Genomic DNA, 26,347 nt, shown 5'->3' with positions numbered 1-26,347 from the left:
CTGACATGCCAAGAGTAAAACGTGGTGTGACCGCACGTGCGCGTCACAAGAAGGTATTAAACCAGGCTAAAGGTTACTACGGTGCCCGTAGCCGTGTTTATCGTGTAGCTTTCCAAGCAGTTATCAAAGCCGGCCAATACGCTTACCGTGACCGTCGTCAACGTAAACGTCAATTCCGTCAACTGTGGATCGCGCGTATCAACGCTGCTTCACGTCAAAACGGTTTATCTTACAGCCGTTTCATCGATGGTCTGAAAAGAGCATCTGTTGAAATCGACCGTAAAATTCTGGCTGACATCGCAGTATTCGACAAAGGCGCATTTGCTGCCTTAGTTGCTAAAGCGAAACAAGCACTGTCTGCTTAATCTCGATTAAGTAGTTGAAAAGGCAGCCTAGGCTGCCTTTTTTGTTGCCTTATTTTTCAGACTTTTGTCGCGAAACCAGAAATAAAAAAGACGCTGCAGCGTCTTTTTCAGTTTTTGATTATGCAGAGAAAGCACCGCGTTTAGTTCACCGCGGGCTGAAACTCCATAATCACTTTGTTGTCTTTAAACAGCTGCAGCTTTTGCTGATTCACTTCAATCCGATCTGCTGTTTGCAGTTGTTTGGTAAATTGTTGCTCATAGAAGTTTGCATCGTTACAGAACTTACGGGTGCTGACGATAGGCATCACTTTAAGCTGATTATCTTTTTGCGAATAACCGGCATTAAAGTTATTGCAACCGGAAAAACCATAAACCCGATTGTTGTCATCAAACATCACACGGATATTTAATTTCTGCGGTACGCTGATTTGCGACACTGTCTGTAAACGCCACACCAGATTTTGCACCTTCGCCGTTGCAGCTTTATCAGGACATGTGGCACCTGGCCAGAATTGATCAAATTTATCGACCATTAATGCCTGATGTTGTTCAGCGCTTTTACGTGCTGTCATAGTCGCGACGACTGCTTTACCACTGAGTTTTGGATCGGTCTGGTAAGACCGCAACATCGGCATATGGTGCTGAGTCATAGCGATACTGTGGTTTTCGCCGGTCATACAGTCGATAAAGCTGGCTTCGTTATTCTTCAGCTGATAGAGGCCCAATAATGGCATCCGGGTATCGAGGCGGGCAAACTGACTGGTTCTGGTCAGCGTTTGATTCTCTTTAGATACCATTGGTTTGCCAGCTGCGTTTAACAGAATCAAATGCTGATTGCTGCCAAACTGGAACGAAGGCACTTTGCCTTGTTTGCTGGACAAATGCAGCGTGCGGTCATCAAGCTGCCAGGTACCCTGTAAAAGTTCAACGGTGTTGCGGTCAATATAATCGCGGCGTAATTCAAATTTGCCGTCTTGCAAAATATTCAGCTGATACTGGATACCGGGGCACTTTTTACACGGCAGGGTGCCGTGAAACGACATATCCCGATCAATAAAAATCAGGCCGAAATCGGTCGGCATCGCCTCGGTGTTGTCAGAATTCACGACTTCACCAGGTACCAGTTCAGGTTCGACAGCAACAGGCTGCACCGGTTGAACCGGTACAGGTTTTACCTTCTGTTGCGGTAAATTCGTACAGGCAGATAACAGCACTGCGGCAAGCACCAGACTACGTTTCATTCATTACACCCATCAGAACGCAGACCTCTGACATCAAAGGCCGAAAACTGGCGACATTATAATGAAAATCTTGCGTTGATACAGACGTTTTGTCAGTTGCTACCCGATTGCTGCCGCAACCATTGCAACACCAGCGCTGCGCTTTGCTCAGGGTCCTCCTGCATAAAACAATGACCACCTTTGACTTGCTGCACTTGCAGTTGCGGGCATTTTTGCTGAAACAGCGCGGCGGACTTGCGCACAAAGGGATAGCTGTTCTCGCCGTAAATTAACTGGATAGGTTTAGCTGTGCGTTGTAATGAAGACCAAAGCCGCTGCGGGAAGCTGGCAAAAATCTCAGCTTCGCGCTCCGGGGCACAGCGCAGCGTCATTCCCTGAGCTGTTTCAGTCAGACCATGTTCGATATAAGCGCTGAGCGCATCGGGATGCCAGCCTCTAAACATGCCGCGCTGATGAAAATAGTCCCAGGCTGCTTGCTTGTCCGGAAAGTGCCGCCGCCGTTTGACGGCGCGCCGTGCCAGTGGATTATGCCGATACAACCCTATCCATTTTAGAACACGCATACTGCGTAGCATGGTTGGGGTAAACAGCACCGGGTCGAGCAGCAAGACGGCAGCAAATGGGCTGTGCGGTTCGCTGTGTAGCAACGCGGTCAGCACACCGCCAAAACTATGGCCGACGCCATATACAGGGACGTCTCTGTATTCGGCTAAATGGGCCTGAAGTGCTTCTTGGGCAAAAGTCGCGCTCTGGTTCCAGCCGACAAAACTGCCGCCATGTTCACTAAGGCCGTGACCCTGAGCGTCCGACAGAAACAAGTCAAACTCGTGTTGCAGACGGGACAACATAGGCCAATACATCTGGCTACAAAAGCCATTACCATGCAACAGATGCAGCAGCGGTTTACCACTGGGAATGCTGCGCACCCCTTGTAAGGTGAAACCGACGTGAGTTTGGTATTGCCATGGGATCAGCTGCATGATATTTCTCAAGTAATTACTCTAATCACACTGCCACAAGGCAGCTGTGAGAATCAAGCCGGTACATTGGCAGAATCCTGAAAAGCAGGCAAAAAAAAGCCACCTGCAGGTGGCTTTTTGCATTCTAAATACTTAGAAGTTATAGGTCAGACGGGCGTAATAGAAACCGCCGTTGAAACCCATGACCGCAGTTGTTGGATACTTGGCACCCAGCACTTCCGACCATTCGTTTTCATCCGGCAGTTCGTCAAACAGGTTCGATGCGCCCAAAGCGACACTGTAGTTGTCGCTAAAGTTGTAAGTTACTTCAGCATCGACCGTCAGTTCAGCGCCCAGATACAGCGGTAAACCGCCGTCTGCAGCAGAAACGACACCAGAATCGGCGTGGTCTTCATAGTAGCTGCCGTAGTGGTTCAACCGGACATAACCATTCCAGGCACCCTGGTTATGGCTGACTGTGAAGCTACCACGTACACTTGGCAGACCTTCTTCAATCTGTTTAACCTTGGCTTCCCAGATGTAATCGGAATGACGGTCGACTGAGGTTTTGGTCCAGTTTGCCGCTAATGCAAAGGTGGTGCGGCCACCGAACTGGTCCATACCATAGTTCGCAACGAAGTCCGCCCCGCGGGTAGTGGTGTCAAAATCGTTGGTAAAATATTTCACACCGGTGAAGCTGCTGGCATCGCGCACACCCAGCGCTAACAGTTGCTGGATATCAGCAGCAGTCAGTTCCTGTGAAGAGGACTGACTGATACGGTCATCCACTTTGATTTGGAAGAAGTCTAATGTGACATATAAATCGTCCACTTCAACTACAGTACCAAATGACAGGTTGACTGACTCTTCCGGTGTCAGTGCTTTACCGCCTTTTAACACCGAAATCGGGTGGGTTGGTGGTAAGGTCGCGTTATCGACCAGACCTTTACCAGCAGTAAACGAAGTTGTGACGTTACGTACCGTTGACTGGCCGATAGTTGGGGCGCGGAAGCCGGTGCTGGCTGCTGCACGCAAGGCAACTTCGTCGTTGACCTGATAACGTCCGGTCAGCTTAGCGTTGGTGGTAGAACCAAAATCTTCGTAGTCCTCAAAACGTAACGCAAAGTCAGAACGGAAATGATCATTAAATTCCGCACCAAACTCGGTGTAAGCGGCATAGTTGTAACGGTTGAATGAACCAGCATCATCCGGTTTAAAACCCGGGAAACCATTTGAACCAATACCAAAGCCCTGAGAAGCTAATGGTCCGACTTCAAATGAATTTTTATCACCGGCATAAATCTCGAAGGTATCAATGCGATATTCCAGACCAGCTGCAACTGCAAGAGGGTAAGGCAATGCATCTACTTCAATCAGCTTGTTCATGTCGTAGTTCAGGGCCTGCTCCTGTTGTACGTATTTGCCAGCATTGAAATCGCGCGGCGATGCAGATCCCATAGAAGCATTGATAGTATTTTTGATATAGAACTCTGCTTCGCTGCGGCCATAGGTTGAACTTAAATCGAAGTTCCAGCCATTTGACCAGGTGCCTTTGAGGCCAGCGGCCAGAGCAGCGTCAGTCACAATACCACCGAATTTCGGCGTAAAACCGCCTGGTAAAGATTTGAAGAAAGTGAAGCAATGTGCAGGTAATGCGTTCACTTTACTGGAAATCTGGCTAAAAGACTGGCCGGTCAGACCAATTGTTGGGCAGGCACCTTTTGTCGTGTCGAGGTTGCCGACCAGCAGTGTTTCGCCACCATCATTCGAGTACACACCACCACGGGTTTGTGGGTTGCGATAATAAAAGCCACCCTCTACATCGCGTTGGGCGAAGTTACCGAAGGCATAAAATTCTTTTTCTTTGGCCACTTCAAGGCCGATGTTGCCGAATACTTTAAAGTCGCGTTTAACTTCAGGCGAACCCCAGACCTGAGCCGGATTGGCGATATTGGTATTGCCGGCAGCCACTAAACCTGCAGCATCGCCCCGTTGTACACTGCGGCTGGTCGGGTCTGATTGTTTGAATTCTGTACTGAAGTTGGCAAAACCGTTGTCGGTAAATGGCAGGCCTACGTTGGCACTGACCTGACGTAAATCACCATCACCGTCATAATGCTGACCGGTTTTTAATTCAATAGCACCGCCTTCGTTGTTGTCTTTCAACCGGAAGTTGATTACACCGGCAATGGCGTCAGAGCCATATTGAGCTGCCGCGCCGTCACGCAGAATTTCAACTTGTTTCAGTGCAATAGAAGGGATAGTTGAAATATCCGGGCCCTGTGAGCCGTCAGATAAACCACCACCAAGGAAAGTGATCACAGCAGAGCGGTGACGGCGTTTACCATTAACTAATACGAGTGTGCTGTCTGGTGGCAGACCACGTAAGTTAGCAGGACGAACTAAAGTGGAGGCATCGTTAATCGGTTGAGTGTTGACGTTAAAAGATGGTACCACGGCACTCATCAGCGTCATCATGTCACTTGGACCGTTTTTGTTAAACTCGTCAGCCGAAATCACATCAACCGGCACTGCGGAGTCACCGACTGAACGTGGTGCACCACGAGAACCGACGACAACGATTTTCTCTACGTCCTGTTCGGCTTTTTTATCGGCAGCGGCATCCTGTGCCATCGCCAGTGGGCTGCCTGCTAACAGCATCAGCGTACCGCCGGTCACCGCCGCCTTGATGCAGGCTGACAGTGGATGAATTGTGGTAGTCATTTTCATTGGGTTGCCTTTTATTATGTTTATCCTGGATATACTGCGGCACTTTTTTTATTTTTTGGCGCGCACGATTAACTTATTGCAATTAAGTTCATTTGTCCAACGGCTGAATTTGTTGTTCTGTCTCAAAATGTTTGCAAAATTTGTCTGCTTTTAGTTCCTGAAATAGGGGCATCTCAGTTGCGACGTGGATTGCCGCTGGTCGGACAGGGCCGTCAACCGACGCTTTTGCGCTTGAAAAAAACTTGCCAGTACAGTTAGATGCAGTTTCTGACTCCCTTTTTCGGACTATCCATGAAAAAAACTATTCTGTCCGGCGTCATCCTCGGTGCCGGTATCCTGGCGCAAGCATCGGCGCAAACTCTTGATTTACCACGTTTGTTTGCAGAGCCTGCTTTAAGCGGTACAGCGCCCAAATCGCTGAGTTACGCGCCGGACGGCAAACGAATTACTTACCTCAAAGGCAAGGCCAAAGACGCCAACCGGCTGGATCTCTGGCAATACGAACTGGCTACAGGCCGGCATAGTCTGCTGGTGGATTCCGATACGCTGTTTAGCGGCGAAGAAATCCTGTCGGATGAGGAAAAAGCCCGTCGTGAACGCTTGCGGCTGTTTGCCAGCGGTATTGTCAGTTATCAGTGGTCGAAAGACGGCAAGGCGTTGTTGTTCCCACTGAACGGCGATTTGTATCACTACCAGCTCAGCACCCAAAAAGCACGCAAGCTGACGGAGACTGAAGCTTTTGAAACCGACGCACAAATATCCCCAACCGGGCGGTACGTGTCCTTTGTCCGCGAACAAAATATTTATGTCATCGACCTGAAATCAGGCAAAGAAACCCAGCTGACGTCGGATGGCAAAGGCACTGTGCGTAACGGCATGGCAGAGTTTGTCGCGCAGGAAGAAATGGGCCGGATGACCGGTTATTGGTGGGCGCCGGATGACAGCAAAATTGCCTTTACCCAGTTTGACGAGTCATCAGTACCGGAAGCTGTGCGGAACGAAATTTACGCTGATGAAATTAAACTTTACAACCAACGGTACCCCTTTGCCGGTAAAGCCAATGTGAAAATTAAACTCGGTGTCGTCGGAGTTGGCGGTAATGCGTTGTCCTGGCTGGATCTCGGCAAAGAACAAGACATCTATCTGCCGCGGGTAGAATGGACAGAAAACCCAAATTTACTGACTTATCAATGGCAAAGCCGCGACCAGCAGTTGTTGGAACTGAGACTTGCGGATTTGGCGACCGGGCAGCAAAAAACTTTACTGACTGAAACCAGTAAAACCTGGGTCAATCTGCATGACGACTTGCATTTCCTCAGCGACAAACAGTCGTTTATCTGGGCGTCAGAACGCGACGGCTTTAAGCATTTGTATCTGTATTCCCTGCAAGGCGGCGCGCCGAAACAGCTGACGTCCGGTAACTGGATTGTCAATCATCTGGAAAGTGTCGATGAAAAAGCCGGGGTGATTTATTTCACGGGCCGCAAAGATACGCCGCTGGAGAGCCATCTGTACAAGGTGCCGGTGCAGGGCGGCGAGATAGTCCGGCTCACCGAGCCGGGTTATAACCATCAGGTTGTCGTCGCTAAAAATGGCAGTGGTTTTATTGATACGGCCTCTGCTGTGGTAACACTGCCAACGGTATCGCTGAAAAATGCTCAAGGCCAGACGGTGACTGTACTGGCAGCCAATGCGCTTGATGAAAAACATCCGCTGACGCCTTATGCCAAGGAATTGGTGACGCCACAATTTGGTACGCTCAAGGCCAAAGATGGTCAGATATTGCACTACCGTTTGTTTAAGCCCGAAACGCTGGTGCCGGGGAAAAAATACCCTGTGATAGTTGGTGTTTACGGTGGCCCGGGCGCGCAGCGTGTAACCAATAGCTGGAGCAGCAAAGATTTGTATTTCCAATATTTGGTACAGCAGGGTTACCTGGTGTTCCAGTTGGACAACCGGGGTTCAGAAAACCGCGGCAAGGCGTTTGAAGATCCGATTTTTGGCAAGCTGGCTGAAGTGGAGCTGACAGATCAGAAAACCGGTGTCGATTATTTGCGGTCACTAGATTTTGTTGATGCCAAGCGCATCGGTATCTACGGTCATAGTTATGGCGGTTATATGACTATCATGGCGATGCTGCGTGCCGGTGATTATTTCGCTGCCGGTGTTTCCGGTGCGCCTGTCACAGACTGGGCTTTGTATGACAGTCACTACACTGAGCGGTATTTGGGCCATCCGGCAAAAAATGCCGCTGGCTATGAAGCCAGTTCAGTGTTTCCTTACATCGGTGGCTTAAAAGGTAAGCTGATGATCTATCACGGCATGGCTGACGACAACGTGTTGTTTACCCATAGCACCAAGTTGTTTTCTGCGCTGCAAAGCCAGGGCAAGCCTTTTGAGATGATGACCTATCCTGGCAGTAAACACGCGATGTTTGGTCAACCGGTGCAAACGCATCTGCATCAAACCATCACGGATTTCTTTAACCGGAATTTAAAAGACTAAGCTTCGGGTTCGCATGTAGAAAAAAGGTCGCTGTGGCGACCTTTTTGCTATCTGGAAAAAGCACTAGCTCTAGCTAGTCAGTTCGTTGCTACAGGCTGCACCTGTGCACAGCAACTGCAGGTTTTGAACTGTGGTCTGACTGATTTGCGTTAATGCTTCTTGCGTCAAAAATGCCTGATGGCCGGTGATCAGCACATTGGGGAAAGTCAGCAGACGCTGGAACACTTCATCGCTAATCATCTGATCTGACAAATCTTTGAAAAACAAATCGGCTTCCTGTTCATACACATCAAGCCCGAGTAGCCCAATCTTGTGGTTTTTCAGTGCCGCAATCACGGCTTTGGTATCAATCAGGCCACCGCGGCTGGTGTTGATCAGCATGACGCCATTTTTCATCTGCGCTAAAGATACGGCATTAATTAAATGATGACTGTCCGGGGTCAGCGGGCAATGCAGACTGATGATATCGCTGTCGTGATAGAGCTGGGTAAGTTCAACATAGCGCGCCGAAGGTGGTAGCAGCTCAGGTTGCGGCTTTGGGTCATAACACAAAATCTGCATGCCAAAACCATGCAGAATGCGCGCTGTGGCCGCGCCTATCCGGCCGGTACCAATCAGGCCGACAGTTTTGCCGGCGAGATTAAAACCTATCAGGCCTTGCAGGCTGAAGTTATCGTCTCGCACACGGTTATAAGCTTTATGCAGTTTGCGGTTCAGGCATAAAATCATCGCCACGCAATGCTCGGCGACGGCTTCGGGTGAGTAGGCCGGCACTCTGGCGACCCGAATGCCCAGCTGACTCGCAGCTTTTAAATCAACATTATTAAATCCTGCACAGCGCAACGCGACAGCACCAACGCCTTGTTGCCTGAGCGCAGCAAGTACAGACGCACTAAGATCATCGTTAACAAAGACACAGACTGCCTGACTGCCCGCTGCCAAACTTGCTGTTTGCAGATTTAACGCTTCGCCGACAAAATGCCACTGAATACCGGTGACGGCAGCCTGACGCAGAAAATCGGCATCATAAGGCTGTGTACTGTAGACAGTGACCTGCAGTAATGTTGTCATCGGCGTTTACCTCTTTTGCTTGTTCAGGCTGTTGCCTTCGGCAACAATGCCAGCTCAGCCTCAATCGCATCAATAAACTGGTTCGGCTTAGTGCGAGGTGCATAGCGTTTGACTACAACGCCGTCTTTATTCACCAAAAATTTGGTGAAGTTCCACTTAATAGCCCGGGTTTTCATCAGACCACGTGCCTGATCTTTCAGATACTCAAACAGCGGATCAGCATCTGGCCCATTGACCTGAATTTTCGCCAGCACCGGAAAACTGACACCGTAGTTAAGCTGGCAAAATTGCTGAATATCCTGATCATTGCCAGGCTCTTGGCCGCCAAACTGGTTGCAGGGAAATGCCAGGATCTCAAGACCTTGTTGATGATATTGCTGATACAGATGTTCCAGATCCTGATACTGCGGAGTAAAACCACAGCGACTGGCCGTGTTAACAATCAACAGGACTTTATCGCGATAAGCGGACAAATCCAGAGACGTGCCTTGTGGTGTGCGAACCTTAAAGTGATGGACGTTGGCCATACATTCCTCTTGTTTGCCTTAGCGTGGAAGACGCTTCGCAATGCGAAAACGCCGGTCTGATGCGCTTTTGAATGATTTTGCTATTTGTAGCATAAATTTGTACAGTGGCAGATAGCCTGTCACAGAATTAAGTCAATTGTATGTCAGAAAGAACTTCTTTAGCTTCAGAGCCTTGTGTTATCGCTTTTGTCGGATTAGGCGTCATGGGCTATCCGATGGCTGGTCATCTGAAAACCGCCGGTCACGATGTCGCTGTGTATAACCGTACCGCGTCTAAAGCCAGCCAATGGGTGGCACAGTATCAGGGGCGCAGCGGTCAGACGCCGGCCGACGCGGCAACGGGTGCTCAGTTTGTCATGCTTTGTGTTGGCAACGACGACGATGTCCGCGCCGTCGTGTACGGTGAAGATGGCGTTTTGGCGCAGATGCAACCCGGCAGTGTGCTGATTGACCATACCACGGCGTCGGCTGATTTGGCGCGTGAGCTGGCCACCGCTTGTGCCGCGCGAGGCATTGGGTTTCTCGATGCGCCGGTGTCCGGTGGTCAGGCCGGTGCACAAAACGGCGCCCTGACCATTATGCTCGGTGGCGAAGCGGCTGATTTTCAGCTAGTCGAGCCTGTGCTGCGTCATTATGCCAAAAGTGCCCGTTTGTTAGGGCCGGCCGGCAGCGGCCAGCTAGCGAAAATGGTGAATCAGATTTGTATCGCCGGTGTGGTGCAGGGCCTCGCCGAAGCCTTACATTTTGCGAACTGTGCTGATTTGGATGCCAAAGCTGTACTTGAGGTGATTTCTAAAGGCGCCGCCCAATCCTGGCAGATGGAAAACCGTGGTGCCACTATGGTAGACGGTCAGTTTGATTTCGGTTTTGCTGTGGACTGGATGCGCAAAGATCTTAGCATCACCCTTAACGAAGCACGCCGCAATGGTGCGCAGCTTCCGGTTACGGCATTAGTTGACCAATTTTATGCCGAAGTGCAGGCACTGGGTGGCAACCGGCAGGATACATCGAGCCTGATCCGCCGGCTGAAAACCCCAACCCGTTAGGCCAGCGGGTTAGTCATCGCGCTGCTGCATACTCAGCAGCGCCAACCCCGACAACAAGAGCAGTGGCACCAGCACCAGCTGACTAAACACATCCAACTCACTGCGCCAGTTCAGCCACAAAATCAATCCGCTTTGTGATCCCAAGGTCAGCCAGCTGATTTGTTTCAGACCTAATTTCATGTTGCACCTCCTGTTGACTTAAATTGAGTTTAACCTGGCTGAAAATTGCGCTATAGTGGCAATATTGACATATTTAGTGTTTAAAGTGACATATGAGGCAAATTGTGATCGTCATATATCCGGGCGTGGCTTTAGGGCAGTTGACGGGCATGGCCGAGATGTTCCGCTTTGCCAATGAACTGGCGCGTTATCTGGAACCCGGAGCTGTGACTGAGCGTTATCAGGTAGGTTTTTACCGGCTGGGGGGCGGCACAACATATCAGGACGATGCGTTGCAGATTGCTTGCATGAGTGCTTTACCCTCGCAAATTGATGCTCTATTAATTCCGGGCAGTTATGCCCATCAGAGCGATGAACTGAGTCAGGTAACTACTTTGTTTCAAGGCCACAGCGCATGGTTTGCAAAGCTTGCGGCCAGCGGGACCTTAATTGGTGCGGGATGCAATGGCAGTTTTGCACTGGCCTCTACCGGGTTGCTTGACGATGGGCAAGCCACGACGTGTTGGTTTCTCAGCGAATATTTCCAGCATCTATTCCCCAAAGTGCAATTGCAGGTGGAAGCCACTGTTTGTCGCAGTGGCACTTGTTTTACTGCTGGCGCAACCAGTGCGTATCTACAGCTTTGTCTGCAGCTCATTACAGAATTTGACGGCAGCCGGTTTAGTCGGCAGCTGGCCAAAATTATGCTTGTAGAACCGGCGTTTCATAGTCAGGCGCCTTTTATGTCGGTGCAGCAAATGGTCAGCCATCAGGATGACCGTATCGCTGAAGTACAGCTGTATCTGCGTAAACATCTGGCTGAGCCGTTGGACTTACAGCAATTAGCGCAGCGCTTTGCGATGAGCGGACGCACCTTGATCCGACGCTTTAAATCAGCGACCGGCGACACACCGATGGCGTGGCTACAGAAATTACGCATAGATAAAGCCAAAAATTTGCTGGAAACCACGTTAATGCCGTTGGATCAGCTGACACGAGAGGTGGGCTATGAAGATGTGTCTTCGTTTCGGAAGTTGTTTCAGCAATACACCCAAATGACGCCAAAAGCTTATCGCGATCATTTCTATCAGTAAGATGGGTTTGTGTCTTGTACGTTTAATGAGCATGAAACGTAAATATAACTAAATATTGTCGCGTGAATTTTCCGGCGTGATACAATTTTGTTAATTTACCTGCCTCTATTTTGCTGATATGAACGCTTTAGAAATTGGTTGGCAACTGTATCTGTTGCTGTTTTGTCTGGTGGTGTTATTGCCGGTGTTTGCCGTCTGGCTGTTTTGTTGGTGGCGGCGTTTTCCACTGCGGCCGGCGTTATGGTCTTTGGTTGGCGCAACGATGCTATATATGGTTTTAAGCTGGGGTATTGGCAGCAACAGCGTGACGCTGGAAGAAAACCGGCTGGCGCTGCAGGCCGGCTTTTATCACGCACAAATTGATAACATTGGCCTGGCCAGCAGTGCTATTCATGTGTTACCGCAAGATAAGCTCGGTGAATATGCGCCGGCAACAGCTGTAAATGGCATCCGCTTACCGGGTTATCAGGTGGGGTGGTATCTGTTACAAAACCGCAAGCTGGCTTTTGTGATGCTCATTGGCCCGCAACAAGAAGTCAGTCTGGTTCGCTCCGGTGAGATGACTGCAGTGGTCGGTGGCAATCTGTTTAGCCAAAGTGGCCGGATAGTTGCGGCGCACTGACAGAATATTAGAAATAAAAATGGTCGCGCTTGCGACCTTTTTTATTTTATGATCAAAAGCTTACCCGGCAAAAACCATCTCCGGAATATCACCGTTAATCACCAGTTTACCGGCGGTTTTTTGCTGAATTTCTTCGACAGAAACACCTGGAGCCCGCTCAAGCAAGTGGAAAGCACCATCTTTTACTTCCAACACTGCTAAATCAGTGACGATTTTTTTCACGCAGCCAACACCGGTCAGCGGCAGGGTACAGTTATCGAGAAGTTTAGAGCTGCCGTATTTGTCAGCATGCGTCATCGTCACCACGATATTCTGCGCACCGGCGACTAAATCCATCGCACCGCCCATGCCTTTGACCAGTTTGCCCGGGATCATCCAGCTGGCGATATTGCCGTTCTGGTCAACTTCAAAGGCGCCTAATACCGTCAAATCAACATGACCGCCGCGGATCATGGCAAAACTTTCGGCGGAAGAGAAAATCGCTGCACCTTTAATAGCAGTGACGGTTTCTTTACCGGCGTTGATCATATCTGCGTCGACTTCTGCATCAGTCGGATAAGGGCCCATGCCAAGCAAGCCGTTTTCTGATTGCAGCATCACTTCAATGCCGGCCGGCACATAGTTGGCCACTAAGGTGGGGATGCCAATGCCGAGGTTAACGTAATAACCGTCTTTTAATTCTTGTGCGACGCGCATCGCCACTTGTTCACGTGATAAAGCCATGCCGTTCTCCTTAATCTTTGCGAACCATGCGACGTTCAATGCGTTTTTCAAAGTTGCCTTTGATCACGCGCTGCACATAAATACCCGGGGTGTGAATTTCTGTTGGTGACAACTCGCCCGGCTCGACGATTTCTTCCACTTCAGCCACGGTAATTTTACCGGCAGTGGCGACCATCGGGTTGAAGTTCATCGCAGTGTGGCGGAACACCAGATTGCCGTAACGGTCGGCTTTCCAGGCGCGCACAATGGCAAAATCGCCGGTGATAGAGGGTTCCAGCACATAATTGCGGCCATTGATTTCACGGGTCTCTTTGCCTTCAGCGACTGGTGTACCGTAACCGGTGGCGGTGAAAAAGGCCGGAATACCAGCACCGCCGGCGCGGATTTTCTCAGCCAGCGTACCTTGAGGGGTTAATTCCACTTCCAGCTCGCCGGACAATAACTGCTGTTCAAACAAAGCGTTTTCGCCAACATAAGAAGCGATCATTTTTTTAATCTGCCGGTCTTCCAGCAAAATGCCAAGACCAAAGCCGTCGACACCACAGTTATTCGACACCACGGTTAAATCACGGGTGCCCATTTTTTTGATTTGGCCAATCAGGCCTTCCGGAATACCGCATAAACCGAAGCCACCTGCGATCACGGTCATGCCATCGGCAAGACCTGCTAAGGCTTCGTCGTAGCTGTGCACGACTTTGTTAAACCCTGCCATTGCTGTTCCTCTGTTGTTATCTGGCAGCTGCTTTTTAGCTGCGATGAGATTGCATGCTCAGCCGGTCGCTTTAATGCGACCGGCTGTTAATTCTGTCCGGCATTCTGCTGGCACTGGGCTTTTAGCGCCAATCCTACTTTAGAACTAGGCGCTTTCCCGAGTGCCGCCGTGATTGCCCAGCCGGCGCGGGCGAGGCTTTGTAACGCAACGCCGTGTTCGATGCCAAGACCATCGAGCAAATACACCACATCTTCCGTGGCAACATTGCCTGACGCGCCGGCGGCGTAAGGGCAACCACCGAGACCGGCGACCGCACTGTCAATGACTGCAATACCGCGGCTTAGCGCGGCGTAAATATTTGTTAACGCCTGGCCATAAGTGTCATGAAAATGTATCGCAATTTTATCCACCGGCACCACAGTCAAGACTGCATCCAGCATCGCCAGCACTGTAGCCGGGGTACCGACGCCGATAGTGTCGCCCAAAGATATTTCATAACAACCCATGTCGAGCAGCGCTTTGGCAACGCGGGCCACTTCGGCGGGGGCGACGGCACCCTGATAAGGGCAACCGACCACACAGGACACATAACCGCGCACCCGCACACCGTCAGCCTTTGCTGCTGCCAGCACCGGCGCAAACCGCGCCAGGCTTTCGTCAATAGAGCAGTTGATGTTCTTTTGTGAAAAAGCCTCGGAAGCCGCGCCAAAAATCGCCACTTCGTCAGCACCCGCGGCGCGTGCGGCCTGATAACCCTGCAAATTGGGTGTCAGCGCCGCGTAGGTGACGCCGGCTTTGCGCTGAATGCCGCTGAATACCAAAGCCGAATCCGCCATTTGTGGCACCCATTTCGGGCTGACAAAAGCACCGGTTTCGATAGTGCTAAGGCCGGCCTCGGCTAAGGCTTCAACCAGTGCGATTTTGGCTTCGACCGGCACAGCCTGTTCATTCTGCAAACCATCACGCGGACCGACTTCGACTATCCGCACTTTTTTAGGCCACTGAGCTGTCATGCCGAAGCTCCTGTCTCTGCGCTGAAATCGACCAGCTCGGCACCGTCTTTGACCAAATCACCGGCCTGATAAAACACGCTGTTCACCACGCCGTTAGCCGGCGCTTTGATGGCATATTCCATCTTCATTGCTTCCATCACCAGCAAGGTGTCGCCGGCCTGCACCTGCTGACCGGCGCTTGCCATCACCGCGACGACCGTGCCATTCATCGGTGCTTTTAAGCTGCCGGCGCTTTCATCTGTCGCTGCTACTTCCACCTGAGTCTGATAGGTAAAATCAAAGCGCTGATGGGCGATAAAGACAGATACGGTTTGAGTCAGTGGGGTCGGCTGATAATGGCTGACCCGCACCCGGAACTGATGACTGTTGCCGGCGTTTGCCAGAGTAGCAGTTAAGGTATCACCACTCAGTTCAGCGCGGGCGTTGATGCAATAGTCATCAACACACAGACGCTGGCCGGTGGCCGTGCTTTGAATAACAACCTGCGAAGTGCTATCGCCGCTTTGTAAGTTAAACCGCACCTGTGGCGCTTCGTTTAACCGCCAGCCATAACCACAACTCCAGGGCGAGCGGTCGGTTGGGGCTGGTTGTTGCTTCAGCAGCAGATATAACGCCGCTAACAGCAACGCTTGTTGTGATTCGGACTGAGCCGGGGCAAATAAGTCGGCCTGATGATGTTCGATAAAGTGGGTGTCGAGCGCTGCCGCCGCAAAAGCCGGATGCGACACCAGCGCGCTTAAAAAGCCTAAGTTGGTTTTGACGCCGGCGATGCGATATTCGTCCAGCGCGTGGCGCATCCTGGCGATAGCGCGGTCACGGTTTTCATCCCAGACAATCAGTTTGGCGATCATCGGGTCATAAAACGGCGATACTTCGTCATATTCCACCACGCCGGTATCAATCCGCACATGGCGGTGACAATCCGGCTGGCGCAGGTAAGTCAGTTTGCCGGTGGCCGGTAAGAAGTTATTGTCCGGGTCTTCGGCATACACCCGCACTTCAATGGCATGGCCATCGAGCGGAATTTCTTCCTGCTTAAGCGGCAACGGCTGATTGCTGGCGACCAATAATTGCCATTTCACCAAATCCTGGCCGGTGATCATCTCAGTCACCGGATGCTCGACCTGCAGACGGGTGTTCATTTCCATAAAATAAAACGAGCCGTCTTCATCAAACAGGAATTCGACAGTACCGGCGCCGGCGTAACCAATGGCTTTGGCGGCAGTGACGGCGGCTTCACCCATGGCTTTACGCTGCTCAGCGCTGAAACTTGGCGCTGGCGCTTCTTCAATCACTTTCTGGTGGCGGCGCTGAATAGAACAATCGCGCTCGTGCAGGTAAACGGCGTTACCGAAGTTGTCAGCAAACACCTGAATTTCGACGTGGCGCGGTTTGGTGAGGTAACGTTCCATCAGAATTTTGTCGTTGCCAAAGCCGTTTATCGCTTCGCGTTTGGCGCTGTGTAGCTGCTCCATAAACTCAGATGCCTGCCACACCACTTTCATGCCTTTGCCGCCGCCGCCATAGGCCGCTTTGAGCAACAATGGATAGCCAATGCGGTTGGCTTCTGCGGCGAGGAACGTCTCGTCCTGATTTTCACCATGATAGCCCGGCACTAAAGGCACGCCGGCTTTGCTCATAATTTCTTTGGCCGCGCTTTTGGAACCCATGGCGGCAATGGCCGGCACCGGTGGGCCAATAAACACCACGCCGGCTTCAGCACAGGCTTTGGCAAAATCTTCGTTTTCACTTAAAAAGCCGTAGCCGGGGTGAATGGCTTCGGCGCCACTTTGTTTGGCGATGGCAAGAATTTTGTCCGCGCGCAGGTAGCTGTCTTTCGATGGCGCCGGGCCTAATAAAAAGGCTTCGTCAGCCATTTGCACATGGCGGGCGTTGGCGTCGGCTTCGGAATACACCGCAACACAACGAATGCCCAGCTGATGGGCGGTTTTAATCACGCGGCAGGCAATTTCGCCGCGGTTGGCGATCAGTATTTTGCTAAACATCTGAGTTATTCCTCGGTTTGGCCTGCGCTTGTGGGTTGTTGCCATGTCGGCGTGCGTTTATCTAAAAACGCCGTTAAACCTTCCTGGCCTTCGCTGGACACCCGAATGGCGGCGATACGTCGGGAGGTTTCGGCGATAGTGTCTGGTGTGAGCGGCGCGTCGGCGACATAAGCCACTAGAGCTTTGGCGGCTACTACCGCTTGCGGGCTGTTAGCGATAATGGCGTTGATCAGTGGCTGGGCTTTGGCGCGCAGGTCTGCCTGTTCTTCGCTTCCTGCGAGGTCACTGCCGGCAATTTCGCTAATCAGGCCCAGTTGTAAAGCCGTTTTCGCATCAAAACGCTCAGCTGTAGTGAAATAGCGCCGGCTGGCGCGTTCACCGATGGCGCGTACCACATAAGGGCTAATTACGGCCGGGATCAGGCCGATTTTCACTTCACTTAAACAAAAGCTGGCTTTGGGCGTGGCAATCGCCATATCACAGCAGGCGACTAAACCGACAGCGCCGCCAAAGGCTGCGCCTTGGACCAGCGCAATAACAGGCAGCGGAAAGCTGTTGAGTTTTTGCATCAGCAGCGCTAAGGCGCCGGCATCAGTCAGATTCTGCTGGTAGTCCTTTTGCGCCATCGCGCGCATCCAGTTCAAGTCAGCGCCGGCCGAGAAATTTTTGCCAGTCGATTCCAGCAGTAACACCCGTAAACCGGGCATAGCGGCGAGGGCATCCAGCGCCTGAATGAGTTCAGCGATCATCAGATCGCCAAAGGCATTATGCAGCTCAGGCCGGTTTAACCGCAGCACCCCGACGTAAGCGGATTCAGCGCCGTATTGTAAGAACTCAGTGGTGATTAAAGACATCAGCAGCTCCTTACATGCGGAACACGCCAAAGCGTGTCTCTTCAATCGGCGCATTGAGCGCAGCCGCTAAGGCGAGGCCCACCACCATCCGGCTTTGTGCCGGGTCGATAATGCCGTCATCCCACAACCGCGCCGATGCGTAGTAGGGGTGACCTTGTTGCTCGTACTGAGCGATGATCGGCTGTTTCAGGGCGGCTTCGGCTTCTGGCGTTAAAGTTTCGCCTTTCCGTGCCAGACCATCTTTAGTGACCTGCGCCATGACGCCGGCAGCCTGTTCGCCGCCCATCACAGAAATGCGCGCGTTCGGCCACATCCACATCATGGTCGGGTCGTAAGCACGACCACACATGCCGTAGTTACCAGCGCCATAAGAGCCGCCGATTAAAAGCGTAAACTTCGGCACTTTGGCGCAGGACACAGCGGTGACCATCTTGGCACCGTGTTTGGCAATGCCTTCGGCTTCATATTTCTGGCCAACCATAAAGCCAGTGATGTTTTGTAAAAACAGCAGCGGAATTTTGCGCTGACAGCAAAGTTCGATGAAGTGCGCGCCTTTTTGTGCCGATTCGGAGAATAAAATCCCGTTGTTTGCGACTATGCCAATCGGATTGCCGAAAATCCGCGCAAAACCACAGACCAGTGTGGGGCCGTACAGCTGTTTAAATTCATCAAAATCAGAGCCATCGACAATGCGTGCTATCACTTCGCGCACGTCAAATGGCTTTTTCAGATCTGTACCAACAATGCCGTACAGCTCTTGCGCGTCATATAAAGGCTCTTCGCTGGCTTTTACATCACGCAATACCGGCGTTTCACGATTTAAGCGGGATACGGCGTTCCGTGCCAGCTGCAGCGCGTGCTCATCGTTTTGCGCATAGTGATCAGCCACGCCGGAAATACGGCAGTGCACGTCGGCGCCGCCCAAATCTTCGGCGCTGACTTCTTCACCGGTGGCGGCTTTGACCAGCGGCGGGCCGGCGAGGAAAATGGTGCCTTGTTCTTTGACGATAATAGATTCATCGGCCATCGCCGGCACATAAGCGCCACCGGCGGTACACAGGCCCATCACCACGGCAATTTGCGGAATGCCTTTGGCAGACATATTCGCCTGATTAAAGAAAATACGGCCAAAATGCAGTTTGTCCGGGAATACATCATCCTGGCGTGGCAGGTTGGCACCGCCGGAATCCACCAGATAAATACAGGGCAGGTTACAACGCTCGGCAATTTCCTGGGCGCGTAAATGCTTTTTCACCGTCAGCGGATAATAAGTACCGCCTTTGACGGTCGCATCGTTGGCAACCACCATACATTCGATGCCATTGACGCGGCCGATGCCAGCGACCACGCCTGCAGCCGGTACATAGTCGTCATAACATTCCCAGCCGGCAAACTGACCGACTTCAAGAAATGGCGAGCCAGGGTCAAGTAATTTCTGAATACGGTCGCGGGCAAATAACTTGCCGCGGGCGACATGGCGGGCTATCAGGCTTTCGCCACCGCCGAGTTTGATTTGTTGCACCTTTTGATTCAGGTCGTCGACCAGCACCTGCATGGCCGCAGCGTTTTGCTGAAATTCAGCGCTTCGTGTGTTGATTTTACTGGTAATTTTGCTCACTGCATTCACCTGTCCAGTCAGATCCCGCGCCACGGGATAAAAAAACGGCAGCTCCAGGCTGCCGCTCCAGTCGTTATTTGGTTTCGTTGAACAGCTCGCGGCCAATCAGCATCCGGCGAATTTCTGAGGTGCCGGCGCCGATTTCATAGAGTTTGGCGTCACGTAACAAACGGCCAGTTGGGTATTCATTGATATAACCGTTACCGCCCAGCAGCTGGATTGCATCCAGCGCCATTTTGGTGGCTAATTCTGCGCTGTACAGAATGACGGCAGCGGCGTCTTTACGCGTGGTTTCACGGCGATCACAAGCTTTAGCGACTGTGTAGACATAAGCTTTGGCAGCATTCATCTGGGTGTACATGTCGGCCAGTTTGCCTTGTACCAGCTGGAATTCGCCAATCGACTGGCCGAATTGTTTGCGGTCGTGCAGATAAGGCACAACGATGTCCATACAGGCCTGCATAATGCCCAGCGGGCCGCCGGATAAAACCAGACGCTCGTAGTCGAGGCCTGACATCAACACTTTCACACCGCTGCCAATCTCGCCCAGCACGTTTTCTGCCGGTACTTCACAGTCTTCAAATACCAGCTCGCAAGTGTTGGAACCGCGCATACCGAGTTTGTCCAGTTTTTGCGCCTGGCTGAAACCTTTAAAACCACGCTCGACGATAAAAGCGGTGATACCTTTGCTGCCGGCGTTGACGTCAGTTTTGGCATAAATCACATAAGTGTGGGCATCCGGGCCGTTGGTGATCCACATCTTATTGCCGTTCAGTATATAGACGTCGCCTTTTTTGTCGGCGCGTAATTTCATCGACACCACGTCAGAGCCGGCATTTGGCTCAGACATCGCTAAAGCGCCGATATGCTCGCCGGAGCAAAGTTTTGGCAGATATTTTAATTTTTGCGCTTCGGTGCCGTTGCGGAAAATCTGGTTCACACACAGATTCGAGTGGGCGCCGTAAGATAAAGCCACAGAGGCGGAAGCGCGGCTGATCTCTTCCATCGCCACCACGTGTTCTAAATAGCCCAGGCCTGAACCACCGTATTTTTCATCGACGGTGATACCGAGCAAACCTAAATCACCGAACTTGCGCCACAGGTCATTCGGGAAAGCATTGTCATGGTCGATTTGCGCGGCACGTGGTGCGATTTCTTCGCGGGCAAAGGCGTTGACTTGTTCGCGGATCATGTCCACGGTTTCGCCTAAGTCAAAGTTCAGTGTTTTGTAGTGGCTAATCATTGGTTTATCCCCGTTTGCCTGTGAAGGGCGGATGGTTGATTTGAAAATGGTTATTTATTGGCAGTGTTATGTTCACTGCTTTTTGATTCGGCGTGTTTCAGCTCGCTGGTGCGGGCTTCGGTCAGCGTGTCACGACAACGTTTTTCGACGGTGATGAGTTCCATCAACACCACTTTGATGTCATCGAGTTGCTGATGCAGTTCGGTTTTTTTCAGCTCTATCAGCTGCAACATCGTCGTGAGCTGCGTGACGCTGGATTTGTCCGCGTCATAAAGTTCAAACAACTGGCCGGTTTCGGCGAGACTAAAACCGAGGCGTTTGCCGCGCAGAATAAGCTTCAGGCGCACCCGATCGCGTTTGCTGTAAATGCGGGTTTGGCCCTGGCGTTGTGGCGTCAGCAAGCCCTGATCTTCATAGAAACGGATGCTACGCGTCGTGATATCGAACTCTTTCGCCAGTTCGCTGATGCTATAAGTTGTCTGTTCTTTTTCAGTCATAAAGGCCACCATCGGATCTGCGGCTCACTATAAGTGAAGTTTACGTAAAGGTAAAGCTGGCGAGTGCGTGAGTAAAGCGGGTTAATTCGCCGATAAATTCTGTAAAATCAATAAAAACAACAAGATAATTTCGAAACTAATGCGGTTTTGTCCGTTTATCGTTGACGGCCTTGTACCTCTTATTCTGATAATTCGTAAAGACTGGCTGCCAAAAGGCGGCTCTGTGGCAGCTAATACAGACAAATCGCATCAACTGATAAGACCAAAGTGCAGCATGGTTGACGTTGGCGTAAACGTAAATTTGGTGTAGGCTCAGCGACAATTCGGTTGAAGCAGCCTTCAGTGAGGAAAAGCATGTCTGAGCAAATCGTGATTGTGGGTGCCAAGCGCACGGCGATGGGTGGTTTTATGGGTGGCCTGAGCGATGTGACCGCGCCGGATTTAGGTGCTGTGGCGATCAAAGCCGCGTTGGAACAAGCCGGCATCAGCGGTGATAAAGTCAGCGAAGTGCTGATGGGCTGTGTGTTACCGGCGGGCCTTGGCCAGGCGCCGGCGCGTCAGGCGGTGTTAAAAGCCGGTCTGCCATTATCTGCAGGCGCTACTACCTTAAATAAAGTCTGTGGTTCAGGCTTAAAAACCGTGATGCTTGCCCACGATTTGTTAAAAGCCGGCAGTGCTGATGTCGTTATCGCCGGTGGTATGGAATCAATGACCAACGCACCTTATCTGCTGCCAAAAGCCCGCGCCGGTATGCGGATGGGCCATGGCGAAGTCAAAGATCACATGATGCTGGACGGTCTGGAAAACGCTTATGACGGTAAAGCCATGGGCTGTTTTGCCCAGGGGACAGCCAACGAGCAAGGTTTCAGCCGGGAAGATATGGACCGCTTTGCCATTCAGTCGACCACGCGCGCTCAGCAAGCCATCGCCAATGGCGCTTTTGCCGCTGAAATTGCTCCTGTCACTATCCAGAGCCGCAAAGGCGAAGTGGTATTTGCCACTGACGAACAGCCTGGCAATGCGAAAATTGACAAAATCCCAGGCCTGCGCCCGGCGTTTGCCAAAGACGGCACTATCACTGCTGCCAACTCTTCCTCTATTTCTGATGGTGCCGCGGCCTTAGTGCTGATGCGCGCGACGGATGCCAAAGTGCACAACTGTGACGTGCTGGCGACGGTTGTCGGTCACGCCACCCATTCAATGGAACCGGCGCTTTTCACTGTCGCCCCTGTTGGTGCCATGCAAAAGCTGCTGAATAAACTCGGCTGGGGCGTGCATGACGTCGACCTGTGGGAAATCAACGAAGCCTTTGCCATGGTGACTATGCTGGCAGTCAAAGAGCTGGGTCTGGATGAAGCCAAAGTCAACGTCAACGGCGGTGCCTGTGCTTTAGGTCATCCGATTGGCGCTTCAGGCGCGCGTATTCTGGTGACTTTAATTCACGCATTAAAAGCCCGTGGCCTCAAACGCGGTATCGCGTCACTGTGTATCGGTGGCGGGGAAGCGGTCGCTCTCGCGGTCGAGTTGGCATAAGTAATACGCAAAGCAGGCAAATAGCCAAAGCGCCTCTACCAGCAGGCGCTTCCACATAAAAAACAACAGGGGTTGTTCCACAACGTGGAATGACAAAGCACCTAAACGGAGCACAGACTTCGGGTGCAATAAAAGACAGTGACCGGCCAGCCGGTTAAAGACAATCGCAGCGGCCGCTCAGAAGGCAGGCCGCGCAACGGGGAAAATGCTATGACAACTCAGGTTCAGCTGTTTATCGATGGCGAATTTGTTCACTCAAAAAGTGAAAAACTGATCCCGGTCACCAATCCGGCTACCCAAGAAGTGATTGCGCAGGTGCCTTGTGCTACTGCTGATGAAATGGCACAGGCCATTGCTTCTGCTAAAACAGCGTTCCAAAGCTGGAAAGAAACCCCGGTTTCCGAGCGCGCGCGCTTGATGATGCGTTTCGCCGTGCTGTTAAAAGAACATCAGGCAGAAATCGCCGACATTATTTGCCGCGAACTGGGTAAAACCATTGAAGATGCCAAAGGTGACGTCTGGCGTGGTATTGAAGTGGTGGAGCAAGCTGCCAATATCCCGTCGCTGATGATGGGTGAAACTGTCGAAAACGTTGCGCGCAGCATCGACACTTATAGCTATATTCAGCCACTCGGCGTTTGCGCCGGTATTACGCCATTTAACTTCCCGGCGATGATCCCGCTGTGGATGTTCCCGATGGCGATCGCCTGTGGTAACACTTTTGTGTTAAAGCCATCTGAGCAAGACCCGATGACGGTCAACCGTATCGCGGAACTGTTTGCAGAAGCCGGCGCGCCAAAAGGCGTGTTACAAGTGGTGCATGGTTGTAAAGAGCAGGTCGATGTGTTGCTGCATCACCCGGATATCAAAGCAATTTCTTTTGTTGGCTCGGTGAATGTCGGCCAATATATATACAAAACCGGTACTGATAACCTCAAACGCGTGCAGGCTTTTGCCGGCGCGAAAAACCATATGGTCATCATGCCGGATGCGAATAAACAACAAGTAGTGAATGCTTTAGTGGGGGCTTCAGTCGGTGCCGCCGGTCAGCGTTGTATGGCGATTTCAGTGGCGGTCTTTGTTGGCGCGGCCGCAGAATGGATCCCGGAAGTGGCTGCAGCTATTGGCAAAGTGCGTCCTGGTGTGTACACAGATCCGAACGCGGCCTATGGCCCGCAAATCAGTCCGCAGGCGAAAGCCAGGATTTTATCTTTGATTGCTAAAGGCAAAGAAGAAGGCGCGACTTGTTTGTTGGATGGCTCTGATTTTATGGTCGACGGTTATCCAAATGGTAACTGGGTAGGTCCAACGGTGTTCAGTGACGTCACGACTGATATGACCATTTATAAAGAAGAGATCTTCGGCCCGGTGTTAACGACTATGACAGTTGATTCACTCGATGCGGCTATCAGCGTGGTCAACGCCAGCCCATACGGTAACGGCACTTCGATTTTCACTGCCAGTGGCCATGCGGCGCGTAAATATCAGCATGAAATCGAAGTAGGTCAGGTCGGCATTAACATTCCAATTCCGGTACCACTGCCGTTTTTCTCATTCACTGGCTGGAAAGGTTCGTTCTACGGCGACCAGCATGCCTACGGCAAACAAGCAGTGCGCTTCTACACTGAGACTAAAACCATCACGGCGCGTTGGTTTGACGACGAAGTGCAGGTGTCTGGCCCGAATATGTCGATTAATCTGCGTTAATACCAAGCAAAGCCACCGCGTCAACAGCGGTGGCTTCGCTAATTTGTTTTATCAAGTCCGGTCATCATTTCAAACCACAGCGGCTGGTCTTAAAACACTGAGGTCCAAGCATGAATTTTAATTTAACCGAAGATCAAAAAGCCTTTGCCGACACAGCGCGCCAGTTTGCTGAAACTGAACTGGCACCTTTTGCCGCGCAGTGGGACCGTGAACATCATTTCCCGAAAGATGTTCTGCAAAAAGCCGGTGAGCTGGGTTTTTGTAGTCTGTATACACCGGAAGACGCCGGTGGTTTAGGTCTGTCACGATTGGATTCGTCCATTATTTTCGAACAGCTGGCGATGGGCTGCACTGCGACCACGGCCATGCTGACTATCCACAATATGGCGACCTGGATGATTGCGACCTGGGGCACTGAAGCAATCAAAGCGAAATGGTGCCCGACTTTAGTCACCGGCGAGCAGCTGGCATCGTATTGTTTAACTGAACCAGGTTCAGGCTCTGATGCAGCATCTCTTCGTACCAGCGCGAAAAAAGATGGCGACAGTTATGTCATCAACGGTTCAAAAATGTTTATCTCCGGCGCCGGCAGCACTGATGTGCTGGTGGTGATGGCGCGCACCGGTGAAGCGGGTCCAAAAGGTATTTCTGCTTTTGTGGTGCCAGCTGATGCTGAAGGCGTGATTTATGGCAAAGCCGAAGAGAAAATGGGCTGGAATGCCCAGCCGACCCGGTTAGTCACATTTGATAATGTGCGGGTGCCGTCGGAGAACTTATTAGGCGCAGAAGGCCAGGGTTTTACTTTTGCGATGAAAGGCTTAGACGGTGGCCGCATCAATATAGCTACTTGTTCTATTGGCACCGCGCAGCAGGCGCTCAACACCGCCCGCAATTACATGCTGGAGCGTGAACAATTCGGCAAACCGCTGGCAGCCTTTCAGGCGCTGCAGTTTAAATTAGCCGATATGGCAACTGAACTGGTGGCAGCACGCCAGCTGGTGCGTTTAGCGGCGTTTAAACTGGACCAACAGGACGCGGAAGCCACCGCATATTGCGCCATGGCCAAGCGGTTCGCTACTGACATCGGTTTTCAGGTTTGCGATCAAGCGCTGCAAATCCATGGCGGTTACGGCTACATCAAAGAGTATCCGCTGGAGCGGCATTTCCGCGATGTGCGGGTGCACCAGATTTTAGAAGGTACCAATGAAATCATGAGGCTGATCATCGGCCGGCGCTTACTGGACAGCGCGGCCTCTGATATTCTGTAAGCCTGTTTGCAAAATAACAACAAAGAGTTGGGCTGCCGGACGCAGCCCGCGGCTTGTCTTTCCGTATAAGGGATCCTTATGGCCCAGTTAAATGTTGAATTTCGTGGTCACACTGCCTTACTGACCATGTCCAATCCACCGGCCAATACCTGGACGCAGGAAACTTTGACCGCCTTGCGTGACACTGTGCGCAGCCTGAATCAAAACAACGACGTTTATGCCTTAGTGATCACCGGTGAAGGTCAGAAGTTTTTCTCCGCCGGCGCCGACTTAAAATTATTTGCTGACGGCGATAAAGCAGTCGCCAGCGATATGGCGCGGATTTTTGGTGAAGCCTTTGAAACGCTAAGCCAGTTCCGTGGTGTGTCGATTGCCGCGATTAATGGCTACGCGATGGGTGGTGGCCTTGAAGTGGCGCTGGCCTGTGATATCCGCATTGCTGAAACGCAGGCGCAACTGGCATTGCCAGAAGCCAAAGTCGGTTTATTACCTTGTGCCGGCGGCACGCAAAATCTGGCCTGGCTGGTGGGCGAAGGCTGGGCCAAACGCATGATCCTTTGTGGTGAGCGTCTTAACGCCGATAAAGCGCTGCAGATTGGCCTGGTTGAAGAAGTAGTCGGAACCGGCGAAGCGCTGGCTGCGGCGCTGGCACTTGCGGAAAAAGTCGCAGAGCAAAGCCCATCAGCGGTGACCGCCTGTAAAAAGCTGATCCAACAGGGCCGCAGTGGCTCGATTAACGCAGCGTTGCCGCTTGAGCGTGAACTTTTTGTTGGTCTGTTTGATACCAAAGATCAGGTCGAAGGCGTCAGCGCCTTTTTGCAAAAACGCCCGCCACAATGGGTGAACGGTTAAGG

The 26,347-nt window shown here is 51.7% G+C and carries 23 protein-coding genes; 9 read left to right on the top strand and 14 right to left on the bottom strand.

Annotation, left to right across the window (positions count from 1 at the left end; translation table 11 throughout):
- The first annotated feature begins 5 nt into the window (after window positions 1-5).
- A complete protein-coding gene (gene rplT / locus Q399_RS0102175; RefSeq protein WP_031565008.1) occupies window positions 6-365 on the top strand; it encodes a 50S ribosomal protein L20 in 360 nt (119 codons plus the stop codon).
- Between the two features lie 140 nt (window positions 366-505).
- Here the strand turns inward: rplT and Q399_RS0102165 are convergent, their stop codons facing one another.
- The 3 genes from Q399_RS0102165 to Q399_RS0102155 form a co-directional block, all read right to left on the bottom strand.
- Complete coding sequence (locus Q399_RS0102165) at window positions 506-1,606, bottom strand: META domain-containing protein (RefSeq protein ID WP_031565004.1); 1,101 nt, start codon at window positions 1,604-1,606, stop codon at window positions 506-508.
- 92 nt (window positions 1,607-1,698) lie between these two features.
- Complete coding sequence (locus tag Q399_RS0102160; protein ID WP_031565002.1) at window positions 1,699-2,586, bottom strand: alpha/beta fold hydrolase; 888 nt, start codon at window positions 2,584-2,586, stop codon at window positions 1,699-1,701.
- Between the two features lie 132 nt (window positions 2,587-2,718).
- Entirely contained in the window at window positions 2,719-5,295 is a 2,577-nt protein-coding gene (locus Q399_RS0102155) for a TonB-dependent receptor plug domain-containing protein (protein ID WP_211253148.1), read from the bottom strand.
- A gap of 291 nt (window positions 5,296-5,586) precedes the next feature.
- On the opposite strand from Q399_RS0102155, the gene Q399_RS0102145 reads away from it, so the two are divergent.
- Window positions 5,587-7,800, top strand: a complete 2,214-nt coding sequence (locus Q399_RS0102145; RefSeq protein WP_051685676.1) for a S9 family peptidase — start codon at window positions 5,587-5,589, stop codon at window positions 7,798-7,800.
- A gap of 69 nt (window positions 7,801-7,869) precedes the next feature.
- Here Q399_RS0102145 and Q399_RS0102140 read toward each other — a convergent pair whose 3' ends face one another.
- The gene (locus Q399_RS0102140; RefSeq protein WP_031564995.1) at window positions 7,870-8,859 is read right to left on the bottom strand and encodes a 2-hydroxyacid dehydrogenase; all 990 of its coding nucleotides are present in this window, start codon (window positions 8,857-8,859) and stop codon (window positions 7,870-7,872) included.
- 35 nt (window positions 8,860-8,894) lie between these two features.
- Complete coding sequence (locus Q399_RS0102135) at window positions 8,895-9,398, bottom strand: glutathione peroxidase (RefSeq protein ID WP_037045481.1); 504 nt, start codon at window positions 9,396-9,398, stop codon at window positions 8,895-8,897.
- A gap of 140 nt (window positions 9,399-9,538) precedes the next feature.
- Here Q399_RS0102135 and Q399_RS0102130 point away from each other — a divergent pair, with 140 nt between their 5' ends.
- A complete protein-coding gene (locus Q399_RS0102130; RefSeq protein WP_037045479.1) occupies window positions 9,539-10,444 on the top strand; it encodes an NAD(P)-dependent oxidoreductase in 906 nt (301 codons plus the stop codon).
- A 9-nt stretch (window positions 10,445-10,453) separates the two neighbouring features.
- Here the strand turns inward: Q399_RS0102130 and Q399_RS22045 are convergent, their stop codons facing one another.
- Window positions 10,454-10,624: a hypothetical protein gene (locus Q399_RS22045; RefSeq protein ID WP_157836209.1), complete on the bottom strand. Its 171-nt coding sequence runs from the start codon at window positions 10,622-10,624 to the stop codon at window positions 10,454-10,456.
- 104 nt (window positions 10,625-10,728) lie between these two features.
- Between Q399_RS22045 and Q399_RS0102120 the strand changes: the two genes are divergently transcribed.
- Window positions 10,729-11,697 carry a GlxA family transcriptional regulator gene (locus Q399_RS0102120; protein WP_157836208.1) on the top strand — a complete coding sequence of 323 codons (969 nt, stop codon included), beginning with the start codon at window positions 10,729-10,731 and terminating at the stop codon, window positions 11,695-11,697.
- A 118-nt stretch (window positions 11,698-11,815) separates the two neighbouring features.
- The gene (locus Q399_RS0102115; protein WP_031564984.1) at window positions 11,816-12,319 is read left to right on the top strand and encodes a hypothetical protein; all 504 of its coding nucleotides are present in this window, start codon (window positions 11,816-11,818) and stop codon (window positions 12,317-12,319) included.
- Window positions 12,320-12,379: 60 nt separating this feature from the next.
- Here Q399_RS0102115 and Q399_RS0102110 read toward each other — a convergent pair whose 3' ends face one another.
- The 8 genes from Q399_RS0102110 to Q399_RS0102075 all read right to left on the bottom strand — a co-directional run bounded on the left by Q399_RS0102110 (window position 12,380) and on the right by Q399_RS0102075 (window position 20,985).
- Window positions 12,380-13,042, bottom strand: coding sequence for a CoA transferase subunit B (locus Q399_RS0102110; protein ID WP_031564983.1), 663 nt, complete (start codon window positions 13,040-13,042; stop codon window positions 12,380-12,382).
- Window positions 13,043-13,052: 10 nt separating this feature from the next.
- On the bottom strand, window positions 13,053-13,754 hold the full coding sequence (locus tag Q399_RS0102105) for a CoA transferase subunit A (protein ID WP_031564981.1): 702 nt from the start codon (window positions 13,752-13,754) through the stop codon (window positions 13,053-13,055).
- Window positions 13,755-13,840: 86 nt separating this feature from the next.
- A complete protein-coding gene (locus tag Q399_RS0102100; protein WP_031564979.1) occupies window positions 13,841-14,767 on the bottom strand; it encodes a hydroxymethylglutaryl-CoA lyase in 927 nt (308 codons plus the stop codon).
- Window positions 14,764-16,773: an acetyl/propionyl/methylcrotonyl-CoA carboxylase subunit alpha gene (locus Q399_RS0102095; protein ID WP_031564978.1), complete on the bottom strand. Its 2,010-nt coding sequence runs from the start codon at window positions 16,771-16,773 to the stop codon at window positions 14,764-14,766. Before Q399_RS0102095 ends, Q399_RS0102100 begins: the two co-directional genes overlap by 4 nt.
- Window positions 16,774-16,778: 5 nt before the next feature.
- A complete protein-coding gene (locus tag Q399_RS0102090) occupies window positions 16,779-17,627 on the bottom strand; it encodes an enoyl-CoA hydratase-related protein (RefSeq protein ID WP_084164042.1) in 849 nt (282 codons plus the stop codon).
- 10 nt (window positions 17,628-17,637) lie between these two features.
- Entirely contained in the window at window positions 17,638-19,245 is a 1,608-nt protein-coding gene (locus tag Q399_RS0102085) for a carboxyl transferase domain-containing protein (protein ID WP_031564976.1), read from the bottom strand.
- A 73-nt stretch (window positions 19,246-19,318) separates the two neighbouring features.
- The gene (locus Q399_RS0102080; RefSeq protein WP_031564974.1) at window positions 19,319-20,488 is read right to left on the bottom strand and encodes an isovaleryl-CoA dehydrogenase; all 1,170 of its coding nucleotides are present in this window, start codon (window positions 20,486-20,488) and stop codon (window positions 19,319-19,321) included.
- Window positions 20,489-20,538: 50 nt separating this feature from the next.
- Window positions 20,539-20,985, bottom strand: coding sequence for a MerR family transcriptional regulator (locus Q399_RS0102075; protein WP_051685790.1), 447 nt, complete (start codon window positions 20,983-20,985; stop codon window positions 20,539-20,541).
- 354 nt (window positions 20,986-21,339) lie between these two features.
- On the opposite strand from Q399_RS0102075, the gene Q399_RS0102070 reads away from it, so the two are divergent.
- From Q399_RS0102070 to Q399_RS0102055, 4 genes are all read left to right on the top strand, one after another.
- Window positions 21,340-22,518, top strand: coding sequence for an acetyl-CoA C-acyltransferase (locus Q399_RS0102070; protein ID WP_031564971.1), 1,179 nt, complete (start codon window positions 21,340-21,342; stop codon window positions 22,516-22,518).
- 210 nt (window positions 22,519-22,728) lie between these two features.
- Window positions 22,729-24,225 (top strand): CoA-acylating methylmalonate-semialdehyde dehydrogenase, encoded by a 1,497-nt coding sequence (locus Q399_RS0102065; protein ID WP_031564970.1) that lies wholly within the window; start codon window positions 22,729-22,731, stop codon window positions 24,223-24,225.
- A 110-nt stretch (window positions 24,226-24,335) separates the two neighbouring features.
- Complete coding sequence (locus Q399_RS0102060) at window positions 24,336-25,493, top strand: acyl-CoA dehydrogenase family protein (RefSeq protein WP_031564969.1); 1,158 nt, start codon at window positions 24,336-24,338, stop codon at window positions 25,491-25,493.
- Between the two features lie 78 nt (window positions 25,494-25,571).
- A complete protein-coding gene (locus Q399_RS0102055) occupies window positions 25,572-26,345 on the top strand; it encodes an enoyl-CoA hydratase (protein WP_031564968.1) in 774 nt (257 codons plus the stop codon).
- Window positions 26,346-26,347 lie beyond the last annotated feature (2 nt).

Source organism: Rheinheimera texasensis DSM 17496, assembly GCF_000711985.1.
GTDB classification, from domain to species: domain Bacteria; phylum Pseudomonadota; class Gammaproteobacteria; order Enterobacterales; family Alteromonadaceae; genus Pararheinheimera; species Pararheinheimera texasensis.
Note: the sequence above shows the minus strand (reverse complement) of the source record. Positions and strands in the feature narration are given on the sequence as shown.

Bases quoted from the DNA above. Each gene is read 5' to 3' on its own strand.
- rplT (WP_031565008.1), top strand. From the start codon at position 6: ATGCCAAGAGTAAAACGTGGTGTGACCGCACGTGCGCGTCACAAGAAG.
- Q399_RS0102165 (WP_031565004.1), bottom strand. From the start codon at position 1,606: ATGAAACGTAGTCTGGTGCTTGCCGCAGTGCTGTTATCTGCCTGTACG.
- Q399_RS0102160 (WP_031565002.1), bottom strand. From the start codon at position 2,586: ATGCAGCTGATCCCATGGCAATACCAAACTCACGTCGGTTTCACCTTA.
- Q399_RS0102155 (WP_211253148.1), bottom strand. From the start codon at position 5,295: ATGAAAATGACTACCACAATTCATCCACTGTCAGCCTGCATCAAGGCG.
- Q399_RS0102145 (WP_051685676.1), top strand. From the start codon at position 5,587: ATGAAAAAAACTATTCTGTCCGGCGTCATCCTCGGTGCCGGTATCCTG.
- Q399_RS0102135 (WP_037045481.1), bottom strand. From the start codon at position 9,398: ATGGCCAACGTCCATCACTTTAAGGTTCGCACACCACAAGGCACGTCT.
- Q399_RS0102130 (WP_037045479.1), top strand. From the start codon at position 9,539: ATGTCAGAAAGAACTTCTTTAGCTTCAGAGCCTTGTGTTATCGCTTTT.
- Q399_RS22045 (WP_157836209.1), bottom strand. From the start codon at position 10,624: ATGAAATTAGGTCTGAAACAAATCAGCTGGCTGACCTTGGGATCACAA.
- Q399_RS0102115 (WP_031564984.1), top strand. From the start codon at position 11,816: ATGAACGCTTTAGAAATTGGTTGGCAACTGTATCTGTTGCTGTTTTGT.
- Q399_RS0102110 (WP_031564983.1), bottom strand. From the start codon at position 13,042: ATGGCTTTATCACGTGAACAAGTGGCGATGCGCGTCGCACAAGAATTA.
- Q399_RS0102105 (WP_031564981.1), bottom strand. From the start codon at position 13,754: ATGGCAGGGTTTAACAAAGTCGTGCACAGCTACGACGAAGCCTTAGCA.
- Q399_RS0102100 (WP_031564979.1), bottom strand. From the start codon at position 14,767: ATGACAGCTCAGTGGCCTAAAAAAGTGCGGATAGTCGAAGTCGGTCCG.
- Q399_RS0102095 (WP_031564978.1), bottom strand. From the start codon at position 16,773: ATGTTTAGCAAAATACTGATCGCCAACCGCGGCGAAATTGCCTGCCGC.
- Q399_RS0102090 (WP_084164042.1), bottom strand. From the start codon at position 17,627: ATGTCTTTAATCACCACTGAGTTCTTACAATACGGCGCTGAATCCGCT.
- Q399_RS0102080 (WP_031564974.1), bottom strand. From the start codon at position 20,488: ATGATTAGCCACTACAAAACACTGAACTTTGACTTAGGCGAAACCGTG.
- Q399_RS0102075 (WP_051685790.1), bottom strand. From the start codon at position 20,985: ATGACTGAAAAAGAACAGACAACTTATAGCATCAGCGAACTGGCGAAA.
- Q399_RS0102070 (WP_031564971.1), top strand. From the start codon at position 21,340: ATGTCTGAGCAAATCGTGATTGTGGGTGCCAAGCGCACGGCGATGGGT.
- Q399_RS0102065 (WP_031564970.1), top strand. From the start codon at position 22,729: ATGACAACTCAGGTTCAGCTGTTTATCGATGGCGAATTTGTTCACTCA.
- Q399_RS0102060 (WP_031564969.1), top strand. From the start codon at position 24,336: ATGAATTTTAATTTAACCGAAGATCAAAAAGCCTTTGCCGACACAGCG.
- Q399_RS0102055 (WP_031564968.1), top strand. From the start codon at position 25,572: ATGGCCCAGTTAAATGTTGAATTTCGTGGTCACACTGCCTTACTGACC.